The organism is Alkanindiges illinoisensis DSM 15370 (genome assembly GCF_000619845.1).
GTDB lineage: Bacteria > Pseudomonadota > Gammaproteobacteria > Pseudomonadales > Moraxellaceae > Alkanindiges > Alkanindiges illinoisensis.
In genome coordinates this window covers 968513-989459 of the sequence record NZ_JHUX01000003.1, presented here as the reverse complement: position 1 = coordinate 989459, position 20947 = coordinate 968513, and the positions used below count along the sequence as shown (strand labels likewise).

General features: G+C 43.9%; 16 protein-coding genes, 1 tRNA gene and 1 pseudogene. 12 read left to right on the top strand and 6 right to left on the bottom strand.

Going from position 1 to position 20947, the window contains the following annotated elements; all coding sequences use genetic code 11:
- Positions 1–15 precede the first annotated feature (15 nt).
- Positions 16–1794: a hypothetical protein gene (locus Q337_RS0105005; RefSeq protein ID WP_026470660.1), complete on the bottom strand. Its 1779-nt coding sequence runs from the start codon at positions 1792–1794 to the stop codon at positions 16–18.
- Between the two features lie 758 nt (positions 1795–2552).
- On the opposite strand from Q337_RS0105005, the gene Q337_RS16840 reads away from it, so the two are divergent.
- The 9 genes from Q337_RS16840 (at position 2553) to Q337_RS0104960 (ending at position 11582) form a co-directional block, all read left to right on the top strand.
- Positions 2553–4646, top strand: a complete 2094-nt coding sequence (locus tag Q337_RS16840; RefSeq protein ID WP_051526576.1) for a carbon starvation CstA family protein — start codon at positions 2553–2555, stop codon at positions 4644–4646.
- A gap of 25 nt (positions 4647–4671) precedes the next feature.
- Positions 4672–4965, top strand: a complete 294-nt coding sequence (locus tag Q337_RS19180; RefSeq protein ID WP_084494779.1) for a YbdD/YjiX family protein — start codon at positions 4672–4674, stop codon at positions 4963–4965.
- A gap of 233 nt (positions 4966–5198) precedes the next feature.
- Positions 5199–6203 (top strand): AAA family ATPase, encoded by a 1005-nt coding sequence (locus tag Q337_RS0104990; protein WP_051526575.1) that lies wholly within the window; start codon positions 5199–5201, stop codon positions 6201–6203.
- Between the two features lie 14 nt (positions 6204–6217).
- Complete coding sequence (locus tag Q337_RS0104985) at positions 6218–7165, top strand: DUF58 domain-containing protein (RefSeq protein ID WP_026470657.1); 948 nt, start codon at positions 6218–6220, stop codon at positions 7163–7165.
- Complete coding sequence (locus Q337_RS16835; RefSeq protein WP_051526574.1) at positions 7165–9276, top strand: transglutaminase family protein; 2112 nt, start codon at positions 7165–7167, stop codon at positions 9274–9276. The genes Q337_RS0104985 and Q337_RS16835 overlap by 1 nt, the downstream gene beginning before the upstream one ends.
- Positions 9277–9328: 52 nt before the next feature.
- Positions 9329–9405 (top strand) — tRNA-Val (locus Q337_RS0104975).
- 294 nt (positions 9406–9699) lie between these two features.
- A complete protein-coding gene (locus Q337_RS0104970; protein ID WP_169733739.1) occupies positions 9700–10092 on the top strand; it encodes a DUF4124 domain-containing protein in 393 nt (130 codons plus the stop codon).
- 241 nt (positions 10093–10333) lie between these two features.
- Entirely contained in the window at positions 10334–10918 is a 585-nt protein-coding gene (locus Q337_RS0104965) for a BLUF domain-containing protein (RefSeq protein WP_026470655.1), read from the top strand.
- 280 nt (positions 10919–11198) lie between these two features.
- A complete protein-coding gene (locus Q337_RS0104960; protein ID WP_026470654.1) occupies positions 11199–11582 on the top strand; it encodes a hypothetical protein in 384 nt (127 codons plus the stop codon).
- 136 nt (positions 11583–11718) lie between these two features.
- On the opposite strand, the gene Q337_RS16830 is transcribed toward Q337_RS0104960, so the two are convergent.
- Positions 11719–12597: an SDR family oxidoreductase gene (locus Q337_RS16830; RefSeq protein WP_051526573.1), complete on the bottom strand. Its 879-nt coding sequence runs from the start codon at positions 12595–12597 to the stop codon at positions 11719–11721.
- A gap of 443 nt (positions 12598–13040) precedes the next feature.
- On the opposite strand from Q337_RS16830, the gene Q337_RS0104950 reads away from it, so the two are divergent.
- Together Q337_RS0104950 and Q337_RS19295 are read left to right on the top strand one after the other, a co-directional pair.
- Positions 13041–13286: a DUF2171 domain-containing protein gene (locus Q337_RS0104950; RefSeq protein WP_026470653.1), complete on the top strand. Its 246-nt coding sequence runs from the start codon at positions 13041–13043 to the stop codon at positions 13284–13286.
- Between the two features lie 630 nt (positions 13287–13916).
- A pseudogene (locus tag Q337_RS19295) lies at positions 13917–14051 on the top strand (KGG domain-containing protein); the annotation flags it as partial.
- A gap of 417 nt (positions 14052–14468) precedes the next feature.
- Here the strand turns inward: Q337_RS19295 and xseB are convergent.
- Genes xseB through Q337_RS16810 form a run of 4 tightly spaced genes read right to left on the bottom strand, consistent with a single transcriptional unit; the run spans position 14469 to position 19300 of the window.
- Positions 14469–14651 carry an exodeoxyribonuclease VII small subunit gene (gene xseB / locus Q337_RS0104940; RefSeq protein ID WP_034279492.1) on the bottom strand — a complete coding sequence of 61 codons (183 nt, stop codon included), beginning with the start codon at positions 14649–14651 and terminating at the stop codon, positions 14469–14471.
- Between the two features lie 49 nt (positions 14652–14700).
- Positions 14701–16104, bottom strand: coding sequence for an exodeoxyribonuclease VII large subunit (xseA, locus tag Q337_RS16820; RefSeq protein WP_051526571.1), 1404 nt, complete (start codon positions 16102–16104; stop codon positions 14701–14703).
- Positions 16105–16106: 2 nt separating this feature from the next.
- The gene (locus tag Q337_RS16815; protein ID WP_051526570.1) at positions 16107–17822 is read right to left on the bottom strand and encodes a M16 family metallopeptidase; all 1716 of its coding nucleotides are present in this window, start codon (positions 17820–17822) and stop codon (positions 16107–16109) included.
- Positions 17822–19300, bottom strand: coding sequence for a M16 family metallopeptidase (locus Q337_RS16810; protein WP_407636763.1), 1479 nt, complete (start codon positions 19298–19300; stop codon positions 17822–17824). Before Q337_RS16810 ends, Q337_RS16815 begins: the two co-directional genes overlap by 1 nt.
- Positions 19301–19767: 467 nt before the next feature.
- Between Q337_RS16810 and ftsY the strand changes: the two genes are divergently transcribed.
- Entirely contained in the window at positions 19768–20919 is a 1152-nt protein-coding gene (gene ftsY / locus Q337_RS0104920; RefSeq protein ID WP_026470651.1) for a signal recognition particle-docking protein FtsY, read from the top strand.
- Positions 20920–20947 lie beyond the last annotated feature (28 nt).

The window sequence follows — 20947 nt, the reverse complement described above, 5'->3', positions numbered from 1 at the left end:
AAATCCCTTAAAATATTACAATATTTTCCAGACTTCATCGTCAGGACTTACCAGTGTATTGCTGTCAATTGTATACTGGTTCTCAATTTTCGTCGAGTTTAAGTCATCTTCCTCAATTGTATATTCAAATTGAATGAAACTTTGCGTAATAAGATATTCTTTATTCAAAATGGCACGAATTTCTTCATTGCCATAACGGATAATCACGCGCTGATTACTATGGAAAGCAAAAGCTTGAGTAATCAAGGTGGCAGGACGGTTTAAACTCTGAATTTCTGGTAGTAAGATTGCCCGCTTAAAACTGTCAATATTATCGTTGCGCTGTGAAGCACGGATACCACAGATTTTGGCGCGAGATGAAATAATTTCGATGCCAAATTCAATGATTTTAATCGGAATTTGTTTTACCCAGCGGATCAGGCCGATGTGCCATACCTTGTCGGAGGGCTCACAAATCACCACAAGTTCACCAGTACGCAACGTGGTAGGGCTTTCACCCTGCCAGCGCAGGCAATAGCCACCTGGACTGATATTGACAATCTCGCATTTATAAAGCTCTGACATTTCAGCGACAGCCTCGGTTTTTTTCTGGCTACCTTGTCCCGGAAAATCAATATCTACATCATATTCAACCTGGCCAAACAGGCTTTTAACCTCAGTATCACTGGTAAGTAGATAGTCACGATGAATATTAATGATGTCTTCAAAGGTTTTACCATTTGATAAATGGTAATGAATCCCGAGTAAACCAAAAGCAATATCTACCTTGCCAGAGTAGGGATGGCGGGTATGAATACGCTCAGAAGGCGCTGAAAAATTATTTACCAAATGCACTTTTAGGGCAGTACTAAACTGTTTTTGTTCGCTGGCGTGCAAGTACTGCGGATACTGATTCATCAGATTTTTAAAGTGTTGTAGTAGTTTTTGCGCATTGACAAAAAGCATGGACGCAGGCGAACCAGTTCTTTTTGTAATATAAACAGGGGGCTGATCCAGTTCGAGGTCAATGCTAAACAGATGATACGGTGTTTCTGCGTTATCCAGTGAAATCAGGTCTGCCCATAAGATACTGGACTGATAAATGGCCTTGATTTCTGACTGACGCAATTTATTGGTATTACTAGCTCCCATGATAATCATGCGACTATAAGCACGCTTGATATTGGACAACACAATAATAGGATTGGTTTTGTCCTCAATTTCCATCTTGGTGAGATGTAACTGTAGTGCCCGCTGATACAGGGTATGGGTTTTTTTCCATAAACCTTTGGGAATGGTTAGGTAAAGCGATTGCAGCTCATAGAGCAGACCTGTCATTTCGGTCAGTGCACGATGACTGGACAGACCAATTAGATCCAGCAGATTTTTCTTGTTTTTGATATTAAATAAGCCAAAGTTTTGTGATTGTAGCTTCTGATAACAGTGCATTGAAATCGTATCGTAAATGACGATTAGATATACACGAATTTCTTCAACCAGCGTGGCAATGCGTTGTGCACGCTGGTCAAGCGAAAAATTCTGGCTAAAGTAATGCTTGCTTAGGGAAGAAATAATGGTGTGAACAGAAGGGCGCAACAGTTCAGTCAGCTCAAAGCGAGTCTGTTCATCAGTTTGCAACTGGGACAATTCTTTAAGGGTAGTGTACAACTGACGTGCTGTATCACCGAGGTTAAGCATGGAAAGATTGGCAAGCCAGTCTCGCACACTATTTTTATTGGCTTGCACAAGACTTAACTGTGCAACTGTCATTTCTGGCTGATCATTAATAAGCAAATTGCTAATGTTCTGATTCATTGAAGTTATTTTCCCTTAAAACCAAGATTCTCCATATAACCAAGCTTATTTCGGTTTCACGGAATCTTGTGGCATATGCCTGCAATTTCACGTACCAGCTTTGGCAATAAATAGCCCGGTGACTTAGACATCAGTACCCTGCAAAAGGCTATTACATCTTGTTCATTCATATCAAAATGAGCGGCGCTTCTACCGTGCAGCTACACTCAGATCACAGGGTAGCACTTGGCTTTCAAATAATTGTTCGCTTAATGCAACAAGTGTATCTATATTATCATTGATTCCGCGTAAAAGAACAGTTTGATTTAACATGACTATTTGTTTATTTTTATACGATTATTCGTGCTAGCCTGCATTATTACTGCGCAAGTTGCTAGTGCAGCACAATTCTTTTTTCTTACTTCAACTTTCATTTATTTTATGCTTAAAAAAGCGGCGAAGTATTTTCTTCTGTTACATTCTAGTGCATGAATCAATGATTATTTATCGGTTTTTGTTGGGTTAATAACATGAAATCAGGCAATCTTGTCCATGAAAAATAGCTAATATTTACAACATGTTATGATAATTAAATTTTTAAATGGTTAAGCAAAGCCATATAAAAGGCAGTTTTTGTTGTAGCGGATTTGTCAATGTAGTCCAAAGTCTACTTTGATGTAGAAAATAAAAAGAGTATTTTTAAGAATATTTTAATTTTTACTGTCAATGTGAATCAGCAAGACAGTGAAAAACATTAAGAATAAAACAGGGACGCTTGAATGACTCAGCTTAAATCCAAACTCATCTGGTTTGTTGTTGCACTAATAGGTGCTTTTTCATTTGCCATGCTGGCATTGAGCCGGGGTGAGCAGGTAAATGCCTTATGGCTGGTAGTTGCCGCTGTCAGCTGTTATAGCATTGCTTATCGCTTTTATAGCCTGTTTATTGCCAATCGTGTGTTTGAGCTGGATCACCGCCGGTTGACGCCTGCAGTACGCTTAAATGATGGATTGGATTACGTCCCCACCAACAAATGGGTACTGTTTGGCCATCACTTTGCAGCGATTGCCGGTGCAGGGCCACTGGTTGGGCCAATTCTGGCTGCGCAAATGGGATTTTTGCCTGGGACGATATGGATTCTGGTTGGTGTCATGGTGGCGGGTGCCGTTCAGGATTTTCTGGTGCTGTTTATTTCCACACGCCGTGATGGCCGCTCGCTCGGAGAAATGGCCAAGCAGGAACTGGGTTCATTTGCAGGTGTGGTGGTCATGCTGGGCGCGCTGGGTGTGATGATTATTATTTTGTCAGCACTGGCACTGGTAGTGGTAAAGGCTTTAACCAATAGTCCGTGGGGGACATTTACTATCGCTGCAACGATTCCCATCGCCTTGTTGATGGGTATTTATATGCGCTACTTACGACCTGGTAAAATTGCTGAAGTATCCATCATTGGCTTTGTGCTGATGATGCTGGCGATTATTTATGGTGGTAATGTGGCGGCTGATCCTTATTGGGGTCCCTTGTTTACGTTGTCTGGCACCACGTTAACCTGGGTGCTGGTAATTTATGGTTTTATTGCATCTGTTTTGCCGGTTTGGCTGCTACTGGCACCTCGGGATTATTTGTCTACTTTTTTAAAAATTGGGGTGATTGTCGGGCTGGCCATTGGAATTGTGTTTGCCATGCCTATGCTTAAAATGCCTGCAGTAACGACGTTTATCGATGGGACTGGTCCTGTATTTGCTGGTAGCCTGTTCCCGTTTTTATTCATTACGATTGCCTGTGGTTCAATTTCCGGTTTCCACGCGCTGGTGTCTAGTGGAACAACGCCCAAACTGGTTGAGAACGAAAGCCATATCCGCTTTATTGGCTATGGCGCAATGCTGATGGAATCCTTTGTCGCCATTATGGCGCTCATTTGCGCATCTGTATTAGAGCCAGGTGTGTATTTTGCCATGAATGCTCCAGCAGCCATTATCGGCACAACCGTAGAATCTGCATCCCAGGCTGTGAGCCAACTGGGTTTTGTAGTGACGCCAGAAATGTTAAGCCTTATTGCTAAAGAAGTGGGTGAACAAAGTATTTTGTCACGTGCAGGCGGTGCACCAACTTTTGCGGTGGGTATGGCACATATTATTTCGGAAATTTTCAATAGCCGTGCCATGATGGCCTTTTGGTATCACTTTGCTATTTTGTTTGAAGCGCTATTTATTTTAACCGCTGTGGATGCAGGTACACGGGCCTGTCGCTTTATGGTGCAGGATCTGGCAGGTACAGTGGTTCCCAGTATTGCGAATAATCGTTCATGGCTGGGGAATATTATGGGTACAACGGTTGCAGTGGCAGGCTGGGGCTTTTTTGTCTATCAGGGTGTGATTGATCCACTCGGTGGTATTAATACCTTATGGCCGCTGTTTGGTATTGGCAATCAGATGTTGGCCAGCATGGCGTTAATTTTAGGCACTGTTATTTTGTTTAAGATGAAAAAACAGCGTTATGCCTGGGTGACAATTGTACCGACTCTCTGGTTGCTGGTTACCTCGTTAACCGCGGGCTGGCAAAAGATCTTCCATGCAAATCCCAAAATTGGTTTTTTGGCACAATCCAGCAAGTATGCCACTGCAATGGATCAGGGCACAATTATTGCGCCCGCTAAAACCCTTGAGGATATGCATACGATTGTATTTAGCAATCAGATTAATGCGGTGCTGTGTGCCTTTTTTATGATTGTGGCCGTAGTAATGCTGCTGGCATCTTTTAGAGTAATCTATAAGGCTTTACGCGCGAGTGAACCTACAGTACATGAGGCTGAAATTGTCCATGAAAACACCAGCTATGAAAAGTCCAATACAGATGCCCAGCCATCAGTTTAAACCTGTCCCGTTTGTTGAATTTTCTATGCTTAAAAGAAAGGTTAATAGCTTGCATATTCACCGGATTTTACCAGCAAAAACAGGTTCAGTGGCTGTACAGGTTGGCTTAAGCTGGCAAAGCAAGCTTAAGTTAATTATAACGCGCTTGGCACAAAGCTTCCGCCTGATGGTCGGAGTCCACGACTATCAGGCGTATTTGCAGCACATGCAGCAACATCATCCGCAGCTTCAGGCCATGACTGAAAAGCAGTTCTACCGTCATTGCCTAGAAGCGCGTTATCCTAATAAAGCCGGGAAAGTTGGAAAATGCCCCTGCTAATTTTTTCTTAAATGAAAGTTTTTTAAACTGTAAATCTTATAAAAACAATACAAAAGCACAGACTATTGTTAAGGAAACTGTCTGGTCAGCCAAAATAAACTTCCTGTATAACTAACGTTAAACCTGAATTTTGCTCAACCCTTAAATGCACCTATGCACTAAATACTGTGGTTTAATCAGGGTTTAGCTTTGTTTATAGTTAAGCTGAGCCTGTTTAATAAGGAAGAAAGTTTATGCTTCAGGATGCCACCCCACCAAATGTTGCTTCAGAAAAAGCCATTGTAGAAACAATAAAGCGTTCCCAGCAGGAAGTAGAGCAACTGGTCACCCACACCAAGGCAAAACTGGATCAGTTTCTTAATCAGCTTAACCAGATTGTGCTTGATAAGCCGCAACAAACCAAGCTGGCTCTAAGCTGCATTCTGGCAGGTGGGCATTTATTGCTACAGGATTTGCCGGGGATGGGTAAAACCACCATGGCTGAAAGTCTGGCTAAGCTATCCGGGCTAAGCTATCGCCGGGTACAGTTTACCAGTGACATGCTGCCCAGTGACATTCTGGGCTTATCAATTTTTAACCCGGAGAAACAGGAATTTGAATTTCGGGAAGGCCCGATTTTTACTCAGGTTCTGCTGGCCGATGAAATCAACCGTACCAGCCCTAAAACCCAGAGTGCATTGCTGGAGGCTATGGAGGAAAATCAGGTATCACAGGATGGTGTAACCCGAACATTGCCGCAGCCTTTTTTTGTGATTGCTACCCAAAATCCCATTAACCAGTCTGGCACATACCCATTGCCAGAATCGCAGCTTGACCGCTTTTTGATGTGCTTATCCCTGGGTTTTCCCTCAGCACAGGCCGAGCGGGAAATTTTGCTGGGGCAGGATCGCCGTAGCATGCTAAAAGCAGTGGAGGCGCTGCTGAATACGCAATCATTAAAAGACTATCGCCAGCTGGTGAATGACATTTATCTGTCAGAACCCGTGCTGGATTATTTGCAGCATCTGGTTGAACAAACCCGTACTGGCCAGCACACCGGATTATCGACCCGTGGCTTACTGGCACTAAAACGTGCTGCACAGGCGTATGCACTGGTTGAAGGTCGAGCTTTTGTCATTCCTGAAGATATTCAGGCAGTATTTGTGGCAGTTGCTGATCATCGACTGGGGGTTAAAGGCATTGGCGGTGCAGATTCCCCGGCTCATCAAATCCTGCGTCAAGTTCCTGTTATTAGCTGATAGAGGAGCTTTTTATGCGCCTCACCAACTGGTTTGAAAACCGGCCCCCTGTTCAGCGCTGGATGCGGCGGCGTTTGCCATGCTGCAGGGAAGTTACGCTGTCACAGCGCCAGATTTTTGTATTTTTAACCAAGGAAGGTGGCTTGTTTGCTGTGTTACTGGCAGTGACTTTTCTGGCAGGTGTCAATTACGGCAATAATCTGATTCTGGGCGTATTTTTTCTGCTGAGCAGTATTCTGGTTATTGGCATTCATCATAGCTATGCGCAGTTATCCGGTCTAAAAATAAAAGTGCTGCATGCCAGTGACAGTCAGGCTGAAGGCCAAGCCCGTTTTCAAATTGAAATCAGCCCTACCACTGCCAAATGCTATTGCCAGCTTGAACTGGTCTGGCAGCAATATCAGCGCATTGCCGTGCTTAATGACAAACAGGTGCTGCATTTTGATATTGATACACCAAAACGGGGACAATTTTTGCCGCCACGCCTGATGCTGCAAAGTGTATATCCATTGGGGCTGATTCGTGCGTGGACATATATTTATTTTGATCAGGAAGTCTGGGTATCACCAAAGCCAATTGAAGCTGAACGCAATGTATTAAACCGCATTGGCGGAGAAGGTGAGGAAACGCATGGTTTAAGCGGCCAGGAAGAATTTCAGGAATTGAAAAACTATGTTAAAGGCGAATCCTTGTCCCGGGTATCATGGTCGCATCTGGCCAAGGGACAGGGGTTACTAAGCAAGCAGTTTATAGACTTTTGTGCCGAACAGGATGCGCTGGATTATGACCAGATGCCAGCAATTGACCATGAAACCAAGCTATCGCAAATGGCGTACTGGGTGCAAATACTTGGCGCACAAAATATTGCTTTTAGTATGAGGTTACCCACGCGCGAACTGCCTTTAGGACATGGTGAAACCCATACAAATCAGGCCTTACGACTGCTGGCGGAGGAACCCTGATGAGCACATTAATTCCTGTACAACCGATTCGTTACAGACAATTTGTTAGTATTATTGCTGCACAGTTTGTGGTGTTTTTCCCGCATGTTTTTCATTTGCCTGTCTTATTTTCAGTACTGACCTTTATTACGCTAATAAGCCTGTGGCTCATGGCGCGGCGTCGAAAAATCTTTCATTCACAACCACCCAAGTTTTATCAATATATTATTGTGACAGCAGGCCTTGCCATTATATTGGTAACGTATCGTACGCTTATTGGTGTAGATGCTGGTGTGGCTTTCCTGGCGTTATGTTTACTGGGTAAATTACTTGAGTTAAAACAGCGCCGTGACAGTTATATTGCCTTAACCTTATCGCTTTTTGTAGTTGCCAGCCTATTTCTGTTTGAACAATCCATTTTTAATGCGGCTATGGCATTGCTGGGTATTCTGGCTATATTTTATGCATTATTACAGCAGAATATTAATCCTGACCTGCTGTATCACCATTCTGCCCAGCTAAAAACCAATATTCCCGAAGCCATCAATCCTTCAGCAGGTCTATGGAAACCTTTATTGCGCCTATTTTTACAGGCCATTCCATTGCTTGTGGTTCTATTTATATTTTTTCCACGAATTCCGCCTTTATGGAGTGTGCCAGTTAACCAGTCACAGGGTAAAACCGGCATGACTGACCAGATGTCACCCGGCAATATTGCAAGCCTGAGTCAGTCCACGGAGCTAGCCTTCCGTGTGCTGGATAAGCAAAACAATCTGGCAAGGCATCTGCCTCCACGTTCAGAGCTCTACTGGCGTGGTTTAGTATTAAGCAAATTTGATGGCGTCACCTGGACGCAGCTTAAGGACTATCGCGCCGATAATCCCGTCTGGACAGGCATGCAATACCAGCCTGAATGGTTTAAACAGACTTTTGCAGGCAAGGTGAATACGGGGTTTGAATATCAGGTGCTGCTTGAGCCGACCCAGCAGCAATGGCTATTTGCGCTGGATGTACCCTTTAGCCGTACCCGTGGCATTGCTTTAACCCGTGAATATAATTTAAAAAGTTCCCGCGAGGTTTATCGCCAGTTCAGTTATGACGCCTTACAGTTTAAAAATCTCAAGCGTGATACCGAGTTACCGGACTGGCTACAACAAGTCAATTTACAGCTACCAGCCAACAGTAATCCGCGTACCCGGCAACTGGCGCAACAGGTGTTTAATCAGGTTGGGCGAAATCCTGAACGTTATGCCGATTACTGGCTAAACTGGATCAGACAGCAAAATTTTGTGTATACACTGGAGCCACCAGTACTCTCCGGCCAGCGGATTGATCAATTCCTGTTTGAAAGCCGACGTGGATTTTGTGAGCATTATTCATCATCGTATACATTTTTGATGCGTGCAGCTGGTATCCCGGCACGGGTGGTGGTGGGCTATCAGGGCGGCCAATTTTCTCCAGATCAGCAAAGCTGGGAAGTTCGCCAGCTGGATGCCCATGCATGGGTGGAAATCTGGCTCGCCGGACGTGGCTGGGTGCGGGTTGACCCAACAGCTGCTGTTGCACCTGAGCGCGTTGAAAAAGGCATGAATAATTTCATGCAGGAAGATCAGCAGGTCTTTGGTGATAACGTATTAGGCCAACTACGCTCCAGCCAGTTCAGGTTTTTAGGGCAGGCGCGTGTCTGGGCAGATTATGCCAGCTACGTATGGCAGCGGGATGTGGTGGGTTTTGACCAGTCCCAGCAGCAAGGTCTGCTACAGCGGCTGTTTGGTATCAAAAGCATGTATGTGCAAGTGGCCTGGATGGTAGGCAGCTTTATCACCCTACTAGCGATCATTGTCGGGATCATGTGGTGGCGCAGGCGAAAAGTCTGGCATCCGCTTGATGCACCATTACAGCGATTGTCCAGAAAATTGACCAAAGAAAACTTGGCGCGGGGTGAGTCAGAAGGTGTAGTGAACTGGTTGCAGCGGTTAGCAGCCTATCCAGCTTATCAAAAGCCGGCACAAGAGCTGATTCAGCTCTATCAGCAAGCACGTTATGCGCCAGCAGGGGATGAACTAGCTCAGGCTAAAGTCATTCAGCAAATGAAAAAACTGGTTAGCAGTTGGCCGAACAGAAAGGAATAGTATAAAAAAATCTTGCTATGGAACTGGATTACGGTAATAATTTGGCCACTTTAGACACATAGCTCAGTTGGTTAGAGCACCACCTTGACATGGTGGGGGTCGCTGGTTCGAGTCCAGTTGTGTCTACCAGAATTTTTAAAACCGCCTGAAAGTTAAATTTTCAGGCGGTTTTTTTTATGGGTTATGGAAAAGTTAAGATGAATAAAAATGTTTGCATAATAAAACAGTTATTTAGTGATATGATTTAATCGTTAAATAAAAAATGGTTTTTTAAAAGAAGCCTGATTTCTATCAGGAATTAATTAATTTTTGAGCGTTAATAGTTTTAAAAGTATTTAAATCAAGATAGAAACATTCTGGTTTTATGAGTTTTTATCTACGTATGAAAGGTAGCCATGTATGAAAAATAAGAAATTTTTGCTCATGAGTATATGTTCACTATTATTACCTGTAGCGCATGCGGGAACAGCGTATAAATGGATAGATGCTTCGGGTAATGTGCAGTATAGCCAGACACCGCCTGCCAAGAATGCAAAAATAGCGAAAACCATAGCAGTTGCAGATGCCAGATATTCATATGGTAATTCGCTGGATGACAGTGAATCCATGCAAGAGCAAGCCTTAAGAGATGCAGAGCAGGCACATCAAGATGCGGTCAGGGCAGCAGTGGATAGTACGCGTGATCCATCAGTAGATGCAGCAGTTGCAGCGGCTGATGCTGTAAGTAGTGCTGCCGACGCAGCATCAAGGGCTGCAGAAAAATCCAGAATACAATCCATGCGGGACGCTTATAACAGTTCACTGTATGGACGCTAATTCCTTATGTTTAGCTTGGATTCGCTGATTAAGCATTTAAATAATTGGCCAGCTAAACTGACGGATCGTTGTATGACTGATCCACAAATAAGTCTTAAGTTGTATAGTGGTTCATGTTAAATGCCAGCAAGCAGGGTCAGAATTTAAGTTTAATTTGCCAGCCATTTAATTATTTTAAAATATTCAAAGAACTAGCTATAATGCCTAATTCGTATTTACCCCGACTGAACGTGTAATAACAATGCCAAACTATACCCGTTTTATTTATGCGGCTACTTCAACGGCACTCCCGTCCACAATTCGCCAGCATCTGATTGAGATCACCCAGATTTGTGAAACATTGAATAATATCGAGGAGTTAAGTGGCGTTCTGATTTATGGGAATAACACGTTTTTGCACTGTATTGAAGGTAGTGAAGAACAGATTAACAAGTTTCACCAGATGTCTCTGGAAAGCCCCTATACTCGTGATTTTTTGCTATTAAAGCGAGAAATCATTCCAGCAAAGTCATTTAAATTCTGGAATATTAAATACTTTATTCGGGAAACTGTACTTCAGCAATTTTTTTTGGACTGGCATCAAGATACGTTTAATCCTTATATCGTTCAGGGTACGATGCTGGATGAGTTTGTTCAATTGATCATTCAAAATGAAGAGGCAGTGAGCTATACCTTTTTGGAGCAATATGAGTCTATTGCCAATGAGCGTACCATTAAGTCAGCTAAGCCTTTTTCTTCTATTAATTATTTATTTTTAGGACTATTCATTGTCCTGATCATTGTTTTAGCCTTTTACATTACCAGCTATCTGGAACATCACGCTTAACCGTTATGCATTTATTGGTATTGCCAACCTGCTATTCTATTGTTTTTGTACCATGAAAGCGCTTTTTAAAGCTGTTTAAAAAATTATTATAGTTCTTAGTTTACATTAAAATTTGCTGATCACTTGTTTTATTAGCCTTTAGTAACAGAACCCTATACAGATTAGTCTACTTTTTAATATAGTTGCTACAATTCACGGTTTAAAAGCTTGGTAACAGGATTTACAATTTTAGCTGTGAGGTTGTTGGTGCTAATTTTTTAATAGTAAAAGGAATTGAAGTATGTGGAAATTTAGCTATAAATATGGCTGGGCAGAAATAGAAGATTTTCTTACACATACTCAAAAGGAAACTGCCAGCATTGATTTGTCGGAAGACATCAGAAATGCAGGATACGAGCCAGCAGATGGAATGAGCATTGGGAATATGATCTGCGGTGACGTGATTATGGAAGTATATGTTGGCAATCCAGATAGAGCCCATTATGCTTATCTGGTAGAACTGGATTTACTGGCAGGCTGTGACCCGCAATTTGTGGCCTTAAAAACCTTTCCTGATCTGGTTGAACTGATTAACAAGGTTTTGCCCATTGCGGTGGCTTCTGAAAAAATCCATCAGTTACGTTCTTCAAGTGGCGAGTCCGCACGTTTAGATAGCTTGTTATAGCTGATACGTTTAAAGGCCGTGCATTAGAATTGAGTTGCCTTAATGATAGCTAGAATTATGAAAAAAGCCGTTCAATTCATTAACTGAGCGGCTTTTTTCATGCTGGCTAAATGGGTTTTAATTTAAGTGCAAGGGATCAAAAACTTTTTAAAAGTTTGTCCAGAATAAAGGTTTTGGCAGGCGTACCGGGTTTCATGTCATAAGCTTGCTGCACCATGTTATCACGCTTGCCAGTACCAGAGTTTTGGGTAACTTCCCATTCGGCAGCCATAAGCGCCTGAAGCTGCTTTTTCATGGCTTTAGGCGTCACATTACGATAAAGCTTGCTCTTGCCAGACACGACGTCCACAACAGTTTCATAGACTGCTTCAGGGTCAAGTTGCATATGCGGGAACGCCAATTGATCATAGTCAAACAGGCGTTTTTCCGGCTGATCATCCCAGTTTTTCCACGTTTCATACATCCTGTCATTAAAGCCTGTCAGGTATGGGCCTGGGTTGATGGTAGTAACCTGAATGCCAAATTCCTTAAGTTCTTTATGCAATGCAGTGGCAAAGGCTTCCAGGGCGTGTTTAGAGGCAGAATATGGACCAGAAAAAGGATCCGTCATTAAGCCGGCAACTGAAGAAATAAAAATAATTTTACCTTCATTTTTTTGCGCCATTGCTTTGGCAAAACCCTGTGTCAATAAAATTGTGCCAAAAACGTTGACTTCAAATTGATGACGCAGATTTTTCTCCGGGATGTCAGCAACTGCGCCACCTTCTGCCACACCTGCGTTATTGACCAAGACATCGATATCCCATTGCCAGGCTTTTTCACGGTCTTTTTCATTGGTAATGTCCAGTTTTTCAACCTGTAAATTGACGCCACGCTTTTTGGCTTCCTGTTGCAGATCAAAAATTTGTGGAAATATTTCCACACCTGCAATAACCGCATGGCCTTTTTCAGCCAAACGTAGGGCAGATTCACGTCCAAAACCAGTACCGGCGCCTGTAATTAGGATTGTGCTCATCAATAAACCTCATCTTTCAGTTATTCGGGGACAATGATTAATAGCAATGAATGCAAAGGGTTAAAAGAGCTAAAAACAAGCGATATACAAGGAGGTATATAAGAAAATTAGAAGGCTCAATTTATGAAGATGGAATTACTTTGCAATAAAATCTTACTTCTATATATTTAAAAATTTTTTATTAATTACAGTGTCTTAATAATTTATTTTCTTATAACTAATATTATTGCTAATTTCATAAACTACATCAAATTACATATAGTGACGTTTTGGATTATTTAATTGCTGAAAATTTATTATAAAGTCATGGGCATTGCTTGATAGCTAAAATCTGTTTGATATTATTGATATTTAAATTTTAACTATCAGGTAATAAAATTTTTAAAAATTAACTTTTAATCAAGAAGGTTAATTTAAAATTAGAGTAATATAAGGAGCTTGTAATGGCTAGACAAATAGATATTAATGATATTAAACCGCATGCTGAAGTAATTGGCTCTGATCAACAACACGTCGGCAAAGTGGATCACGCGATTGGTACTGACCAGATTAAACTGGCAAAGCAGGATTCAGCCGCTGATAACACGCACCATGCCATTCCGGTTGAGTGGGTTGAATCCATCAACGATGGTCAGGTTGTATTGAACAAGACAGCAGCTGAAGCGCAGCAGCAATGGCGTTCCATCTAATTAAATATTGTTAGATAGCTATCTGGAGATATTTGCTTGAAGCTATTTCTTGCATGCGATCTATAGATGATCTGATTTAAACTGATGCCCTCTGTAGGGCATTAGTTTTATATATACTTGGTAAGATTTAAGCTAAAATATTCTTATCTAATTAAAATAAAAAAATTTTTTATTTAAAGCCAGTATTTAAATTAGTGAATGCATTGAACACATAATTTCTCCATCATGTCATTAAAATTTTAAATAGTTAAAATTTTTCTTTAGCTACTCTAAAATGTAAGATTAAATTTTTATTTAATATACATTAAGTTGTGATTATTTAAAGAGCTATGAATAAAATATAAAGAGGATGGAAGTATTTATATAAATTTACCTGCATTACATTTAATGACCTAAGACTGGATTAAGGTTGTAAAACTCTACAGTTTTTTAGACAGTGTAATTGGGATAATACGCTTAACTTGATTAAACCGAAACTTCGGTGTGTTATTAACCCACGTTATTAATTCGAAAGGTAGGTGTAATATGTCTAATCGTTCAAATAATTCCCAAGGAAATAATCAGCATACTCAAAGTAGTCAGCAAGGCAAACAGCACCAACAACAGGGCGGACAGCAACAGCAACAAGGTGGCGGTACTTCAAACCGTGGCTTTGCCAGCATGGATCCAGAGCGTCAGCGTGAAATTGCCAGTGAAGGTGGCCGTGCCGCTCATGCCAGTGGTAATGCTCATGAGTTTACCTCTGAAGAAGCACGTCAGGCGGGTTCAAAAAGCCATGGTGGACAAGGTCAGCAAACCCAAAGCAGCAATAGTAATGGCAAGCAACAGGGTAGCAATAACCAAAACCAGGGCAAGCAAAGCAACAACAGTCAGGGCAATAACCAATATACCCAAAATGACAGCTCAAGCGGTAAGCAGCAGGGCAGCCAGCGTGGCCAGCAGTCCAATCAGAACGGTAATCAGTCCCGTGATGAAGATGGCCAGTTTACCAGTAAGCAAAATCGCTAAGATTGCAATCTAGATGGCTAGAGTTTTAAAACTGAACCAGAGAGAAGCAAGCAGCCTGATTATTCTAAAGCTAGGTTAATTTAAAGCTGACTTTGTGGACTCTACGGTCTGAAAGCAAAAAACGATGTATGAGTGTCTATTCATACATCGTTTTTTTATGACTACTTGATCAAGTTAATCATGCTCAAAGGTTTGGTTAAGGGCATCCTGTACAGCCTTGATGCGAGACTTGCAGGCTTTATAGGCTTGCATGGATTCTTCCACAATCACCATGAGCTGATCCAGATCAGGCTCCTGCTGGTCTTCTAGTCGTTCGGCATTTTGCTTGAGAACCGCAAATGCCTGTTTAAAATCCATTGAAGAATGGTCTGTAGGTTGGTTGATTTCTGATTTGGGCATAATAAGTTCACTCAAAAAAATTGATGGTACTAAGCTGGGCAGTGGCTTGGCCATCCTGCATGTCAATCTGAATAACTGTCTGGCTGGAAGCTTGACTATTTGAAGCCCGGCTATTTAAAGCCTGGTTTGCTAAAGGTGGTGTGTCTGTAGGTTGCGCAGAAGCATTTTGCAGCTCTTTGACAGAACTAATCGGCTTGCCATTTAAGCGCACAATGGCATAACCACGCTCAAGGGTTTGCTTGGGACTTTGTAGCAGAATTTCGCGCATCAGTTGTTCGGTCTGTTGCTGTGCTTGCCTGATGTGTTGCTGAGCCAGATAGTGCTGGGTTTCAATCAGCTGATCGGTTTCCTGGCTAAGCTGGAGTAGCTTGTATTTGCTGCTGCGCTGGGTTAGGGTCATCAGGGTTTCAAGTTCTGCCAAGCCTGCATTAAACGCATAATGCGCTATAGATTGTATAGTGTCGAAATAGCTTTCGGCCTGTTCGGTCACATTGGCAATGTGGTTTCTAATTCCGGCAATCACCTTGCTGGGCGTGTCAAAGGAGCGATGGGCAATTTCATCCAGAATGGTGCGGTCTCGTTCATGGCCAATGCCCACCCAAACTGGAACCGGACTCTGCGCCAGCATGGCAGCAAGGGTGTAGTCATTCAGGTAAGCCAGATCATTTACCGCGCCACCACCCCGAATGATGACAACCAGATCAGGCAGGCTTTGCTTTGTATCTTGCCATTGCTGCAACGTATCGAACAGGGCGGTTTGAATGGTTTTTGGGGCATCAACCCCCTGAAATGTCGCATGCGCGTAAATAAATTCACAGACGCCATGTTGCGCCAGCAGGTCGGCATCCTTTTGGAAATCCCCCAGTCCAGCTGCTTTTTCCGGTGCAATGACCAACACCTGACGGATATCAAAGGGATTTGGTAAACTGCGGTTAAGATCAATGAGTTCTTCATCCACCAGCCGCCGTACAATATCCTGATATTTTTGCGCCAGATCACCCAAGGTATAGCTGGAGTCAATATCCTCAATATTTAAGGAAAAGCCATATTGCGGGTTAAAATTAGGCCGTACCTTGACCAGTACGCTCAGGTTTTTGGCCAGATCAATCCCGCTTTCAGCCTTAAACTGGCTAATCAGTCGCTGGGCCTGGCCGCGCCATAAGGTTGCCCGGCAGGTGGCAACGGTTTTATCGGTAAACTGGTCTTTTTCAGCCAGTTCAAAATAATAATGACCGGTTTTGCTGCTCATGCCGGTAATTTCTGCCTTAACCCACGTACCTTCATCAAAGCTTAACTTGATTACGGTCTGAATGGCATTCAGGTATTCACTGAGGCGAACAGTACCAAAGCTGGAATTTCCCCGGATGTCTGTACCAAAACCCAGTCCATCAAAACCATCAAAATTTGCCATGATTAAGGTTGCCCTGTCTGGCTAATGGATGGTGATGCTGTATCTGTAGGTTGCGTAGCATCCGCTGGTGACACAGGTTGCGGGTCTTTTAGAGAGGGCTGCTGTGCTGGCGCCGTGCTAATGCTTTCCTTGCTGTCTATATCCTTTGATATAGCTTCTGTTGGCACTACTGGTACTTCACCGGGTTGACTGGCTGCTGTAGCAGGCGCAATCGGGGTGTTTAAGGCATTGCTGTCAAAAGGTTGACCCACAACGACTGTGAGCATGCTGGATGGCTGAATATATTTGCGTAAGGCAGCCTGAATTTCTTGCGGGGTAACTGCTTCAATCTTTTTGGGATAATCGGCCAGATAGCTGGTTGGTAAACCGTAAAAGCCAATCATACCCAGATAACCCAGAATGCTTTCATTGCTGGACAGTGATAGTGGATAGCTTTTCAGCAATCCTTCGCGGGTTTCACTGAGCAGTTGCTGATCCAAAGGCTGGCTTAAAAAATTTTGCAGGGTTTGCTTGGCGACCCTAATACTTTCAACGGCCTGATCACCACGTGTGGAATAGCTCATGATAAACGGCCCAGTGGTGCGCATGGAGGTAAAACCACTGTAAGCACCATAGGTCAGGCCACGTTTTTCACGCAATTCTTTCATTAACAATGCATTAAAACCGTCACCGCCCAGCATTTCATTACCAACGGTCAGTGCATAAATGTCGGGATTGTCACGGGTAATGCCCAACTGACCAATCATCACATGCGACTGGCTGGAATTAAACGGAACAGCCACTGTTTTGGCAGTAGTCAGGGGTTGTGGTGCAGGCAAGGGCTGCGCTTTTTGACCAGCGGGCAGGCTCTGGCTAATGCGGTTAGCCAGTTGCTGCGCCTGATCACGGCTGAGTTGCCCGGTAATGGCAATATTCAGGTTTTTTGCAACCAGATAGGTATCCTTAAAGTTACGGATGTCCTGCGGGGTAATTTTTTTCAGGCTGGCTTCAGTCCCTGTGGTCGGTTCTGCATATGGATGCTTACCGTATAATTCCCGGTAAAATCGAATGCCCACGACAGCGCCCGGTGATTCCTTGCGCTGTTGCTGGCCGATAGCGGCATTGTTAAGCACCCGGTCAATACTGGCTTGCGGAAATTGCGCATCCTTTAGAATGGCCAGTAACTGGTCTACCGCAGGGTTAAAATAAGCCGGGTCAGACAGGGTACGCAGGCTCACCGTAAACATGTCACGGTAAGACGTTGCACTAAATTCGGCGCCAAGGCGTTCAAAGTTGGCAGCAATATCATCTGTGCTCTGGGTAGAAGTGCCTTCATCCAAAAGTTGCGAGGTTAAGGATGCCAAGCCATACAAGCCATCGCGAAATTCGCTATCACGTGCAGAGCCGGCATCAAAGGTAAGGCGAATATCAACAATCGGCAATTCGGGCGCTGCCACAAACAGGGTGGGCGTGCCGGTTTTAGTGCTCAGGCTCTCAATTGCTGGGGTCTTGATTGCCACAGCCCCTGACGCTGCAATATTGCGCAAGCTGCTTAAGGTTGCCAGTGAAGTAATCGGTGCATCGCTGGGTTCGGCCTGATGGGATTCCTCGGCCCAGACATTGGAAATAGCCAAAGGAGAAATTGTGGTAGCAGCCATGGCAACGCTTAAAAAGCTGGCGCTAAAACGCGCTATCAAGGTACGGGAACAGAACATGGTGTTATTTATAAGTTGATTCATTAGGGATTGCTTCCTGTATTAGTGCTGCTAACAGGATTTGTGGTTGCAGAGGTGGCTGTATCGCTTGATACTGGCTTTATCGTGGACTGTGTGCTGGGCTGCGGAACCGCTTGCACCGGATTTTGTGTATTAGGATCTGACTTGGCCTGTGTTTTGTTATCCGCAACCCGCAAATACATGGTACTGAGGTTATCGGGTACTAGATATTGCTGGGCAATTTGCTGCATATAAGGTACTGAGAGCTGGTTTAGTTTTTGTGGCAGCGCATCAATAATCTTGTAGCTCAAATTAGCACTTTCCAGCATGCCAATTAGTTGTGCCTGACCTTCAATACTGTCCTGACTATATACCAGTTCTGCCAGATAACTGGTTTTCACCCGTTCGAGTTCAGTAGGGGTTATTGGATCGGTTTTAAGTTTTTCCACTTCAGCCAGAATTGCAGCGCGGGCTTGTTCGAGGGTTACACCCTGTTCTGGAATGGCAGTAATAGTAAACAGGCTGCTGCCCCGGTTAAACAGATCATAGTTGCAACTAACCGAGGCAAGTATACGTTGTTCGCGAATCAGGCGGGTTTCAAAGCGGGCAGACAGGCCACCATCCAGAACGGATTGCAACAATGCTAGTGCATAGGCTTTATCCGGGTTGTCTGCACTTTGTAGCGAATCGACATTCCATGCCAGATAAAGCGCCGGAATTTGTACAGGCACACTTACATCCATTTGCCGCTCGCCAATATGCTGGAACTCGCTCACATCAGGACGAATCGGCGTCGCACGACGCGGCATATCGCCAAAGTAGCGGCGCACGTCATACATGGTTTTTTGCGGATCAACGTCACCCACAATAATCAGGGTTGCATTATTGGGCGTGTACCATTTTTGATACCAGCGTTTCAGTGAATCCAGTTTCAGGCCTTCCAGGTTTTTCATATGGCCGATCGTTGGTTGGCGTAGCGGACTGGTGGGATAGGCCATCCAGCGGAATTTTTCATAGGCCAGTGCCTTTGGATTGTCATCGGTACGCTGGCGGCGCTCTTCCATAATCACCCGCATTTCCGGTTCAAAATCCTGTTGGCGCAACTGTAGGTTTTGCATGCGGTCGGCTTCGAGTTCCAGCGCTAGCGGTACATATTGCGCGGGATAAAGCTGGTAATAACCCGTGTAATTGTTGGAGGTAAACGCATTGGTTGAGCCGCCAAACTTACCGCTAATGCGCGACAGTTCCTCACCCGGAACCTTGCTGGTGCCTTTGAACATCATGTGTTCCAGTGCATGTGACAGGCCAAGCTCATCACCTGTTTCATCGGTAGAACCCACCTTGTACCAGATCTGGGTCATGGCAACTGGCGCGCGGTGATCTTCACGGATAATGACTTTGAGGCCATTTGGTAAGGTTTCTTCATAGGTTTTGGCTTTCACCTGAATTGGCGCTGGGGTAATGCCTGTACTTGCTGGTTTTGATTTGGCCAGTACAGGCATTGACAATCCAACGCTTAATCCAATCAAGCTACACTGGCTTAACCTGGACAATTTCTTGAGAGTGAATAACTGCTCAATGTGTTTTAAATAAAAGGAAGAAGGTAAGGCGGCCTGTTGCATGCGCGTAATCATATATTTTGCTAAACCTGTATCCGTCCAGTATGTGCTAAAAAGTCAAAATTTTGGGTTGAAATCGCCATGCTTTTTTTAAATTTCTTAAAAAATTCTTGTTGAAATCAACCTACTGTTCCCAAATTTGGTGCTTGTCTTACAGTAGTAAACCAGCGTGCTGACAGCAGAAATCAAGCATACTCTTGCCCACCAAACTTGCCAGCTTTTTTGTAGCAAAAAGTACAATTTGTTTGTTATTTAACGTGAAGAAAATTCACAATGCTTCCATAAAAATCCATACGATATGCTAGGATACACCGCATTTAAAAGTTGTGAATAAAGGCGCCGGAGCAAGTATGCAACCTCAGCAACCCGATCAGAAAACTTTCGTTATTGATGCCGACATTGGTGATGATGACGTTACCTTGCCCAGCCTGCCCACAGTCGATATTCCTGTGATTGAAACACCGCGTATTGCAGAGCGTGCAGCCGTAACATCACAGTCAGTAGCATCGTCATCAGTGCCTGCAGCATCACCAGTAACAGCGCCACCGTCTGACACTGATAACAATGCAGAAAGCGGTGGTTTTTTTGGCCGCATGAAAGCAGGCTTAAGCAAATCACGCAAAAACTTTACCGAAGGCATGGTCAATATTCTTATTGGTGGCAAGGAAATTGATGACGAGCTTTTGGAAGAAGTCGAAACCCAGTTACTGGTGGCTGATATTGGTGTTGATGCAACCCGCACTATTATTCAAAACCTGACCGAACGCACCGAACGTAAAGAGCTGATTTATTCCAATGCACTGTATAAGGCATTGCAGGAAGAACTGGTGACCTTGCTGGCCCCACGGGTTAAGCCATTGCATATTGATAGCAACAAAAGACCGTTTGTGATTTTAATGGTTGGCGTAAATGGGGTTGGCAAAACCACCACCATTGGCAAGCTGGCCAAGCGTTTGCAGGGCGAAGGCAAAAAAGTCATGCTGGCTGCGGGTGATACCTTCCGTGCGGCGGCCACCGAGCAATTGCAGATCTGGGGCGAGCGCAACAATATTCCGGTAGTGGCACAGGGTCATGGCGCCGATAGTGCCTCAGTGATTTTTGATGCATTTGAAAGTGCGCGTGCACGTGGCATTGATGTATTAATTGCCGATACTGCTGGCCGTCTGCATACCAAAAGCAACCTGATGGAAGAGCTAAAAAAAGTTAAGCGCGTGATGCAGAAAATTGATGCGACTGCGCCGCATGAAATCATGCTGGTGGTGGACGCCGGTACTGGCCAGAATGCCATTAATCAGGTGCAGGAATTTGACAGTGCCGTTGGCCTGACGGGCTTAACCATTACCAAGCTGGATGGTACGGCCAAGGGCGGGGTGCTGTTTAATATTGCCAGCCGCACCAATGTACCTATTCGCTTTATTGGTGTGGGTGAGAAAATTGACGACCTGCGTCCGTTTTCTGCCAAGTCCTTTGTGGCGGCGTTATTCCAGACCGATGAGCGTTAATGAGTAGCTCACTGCTGCAATTAACAAT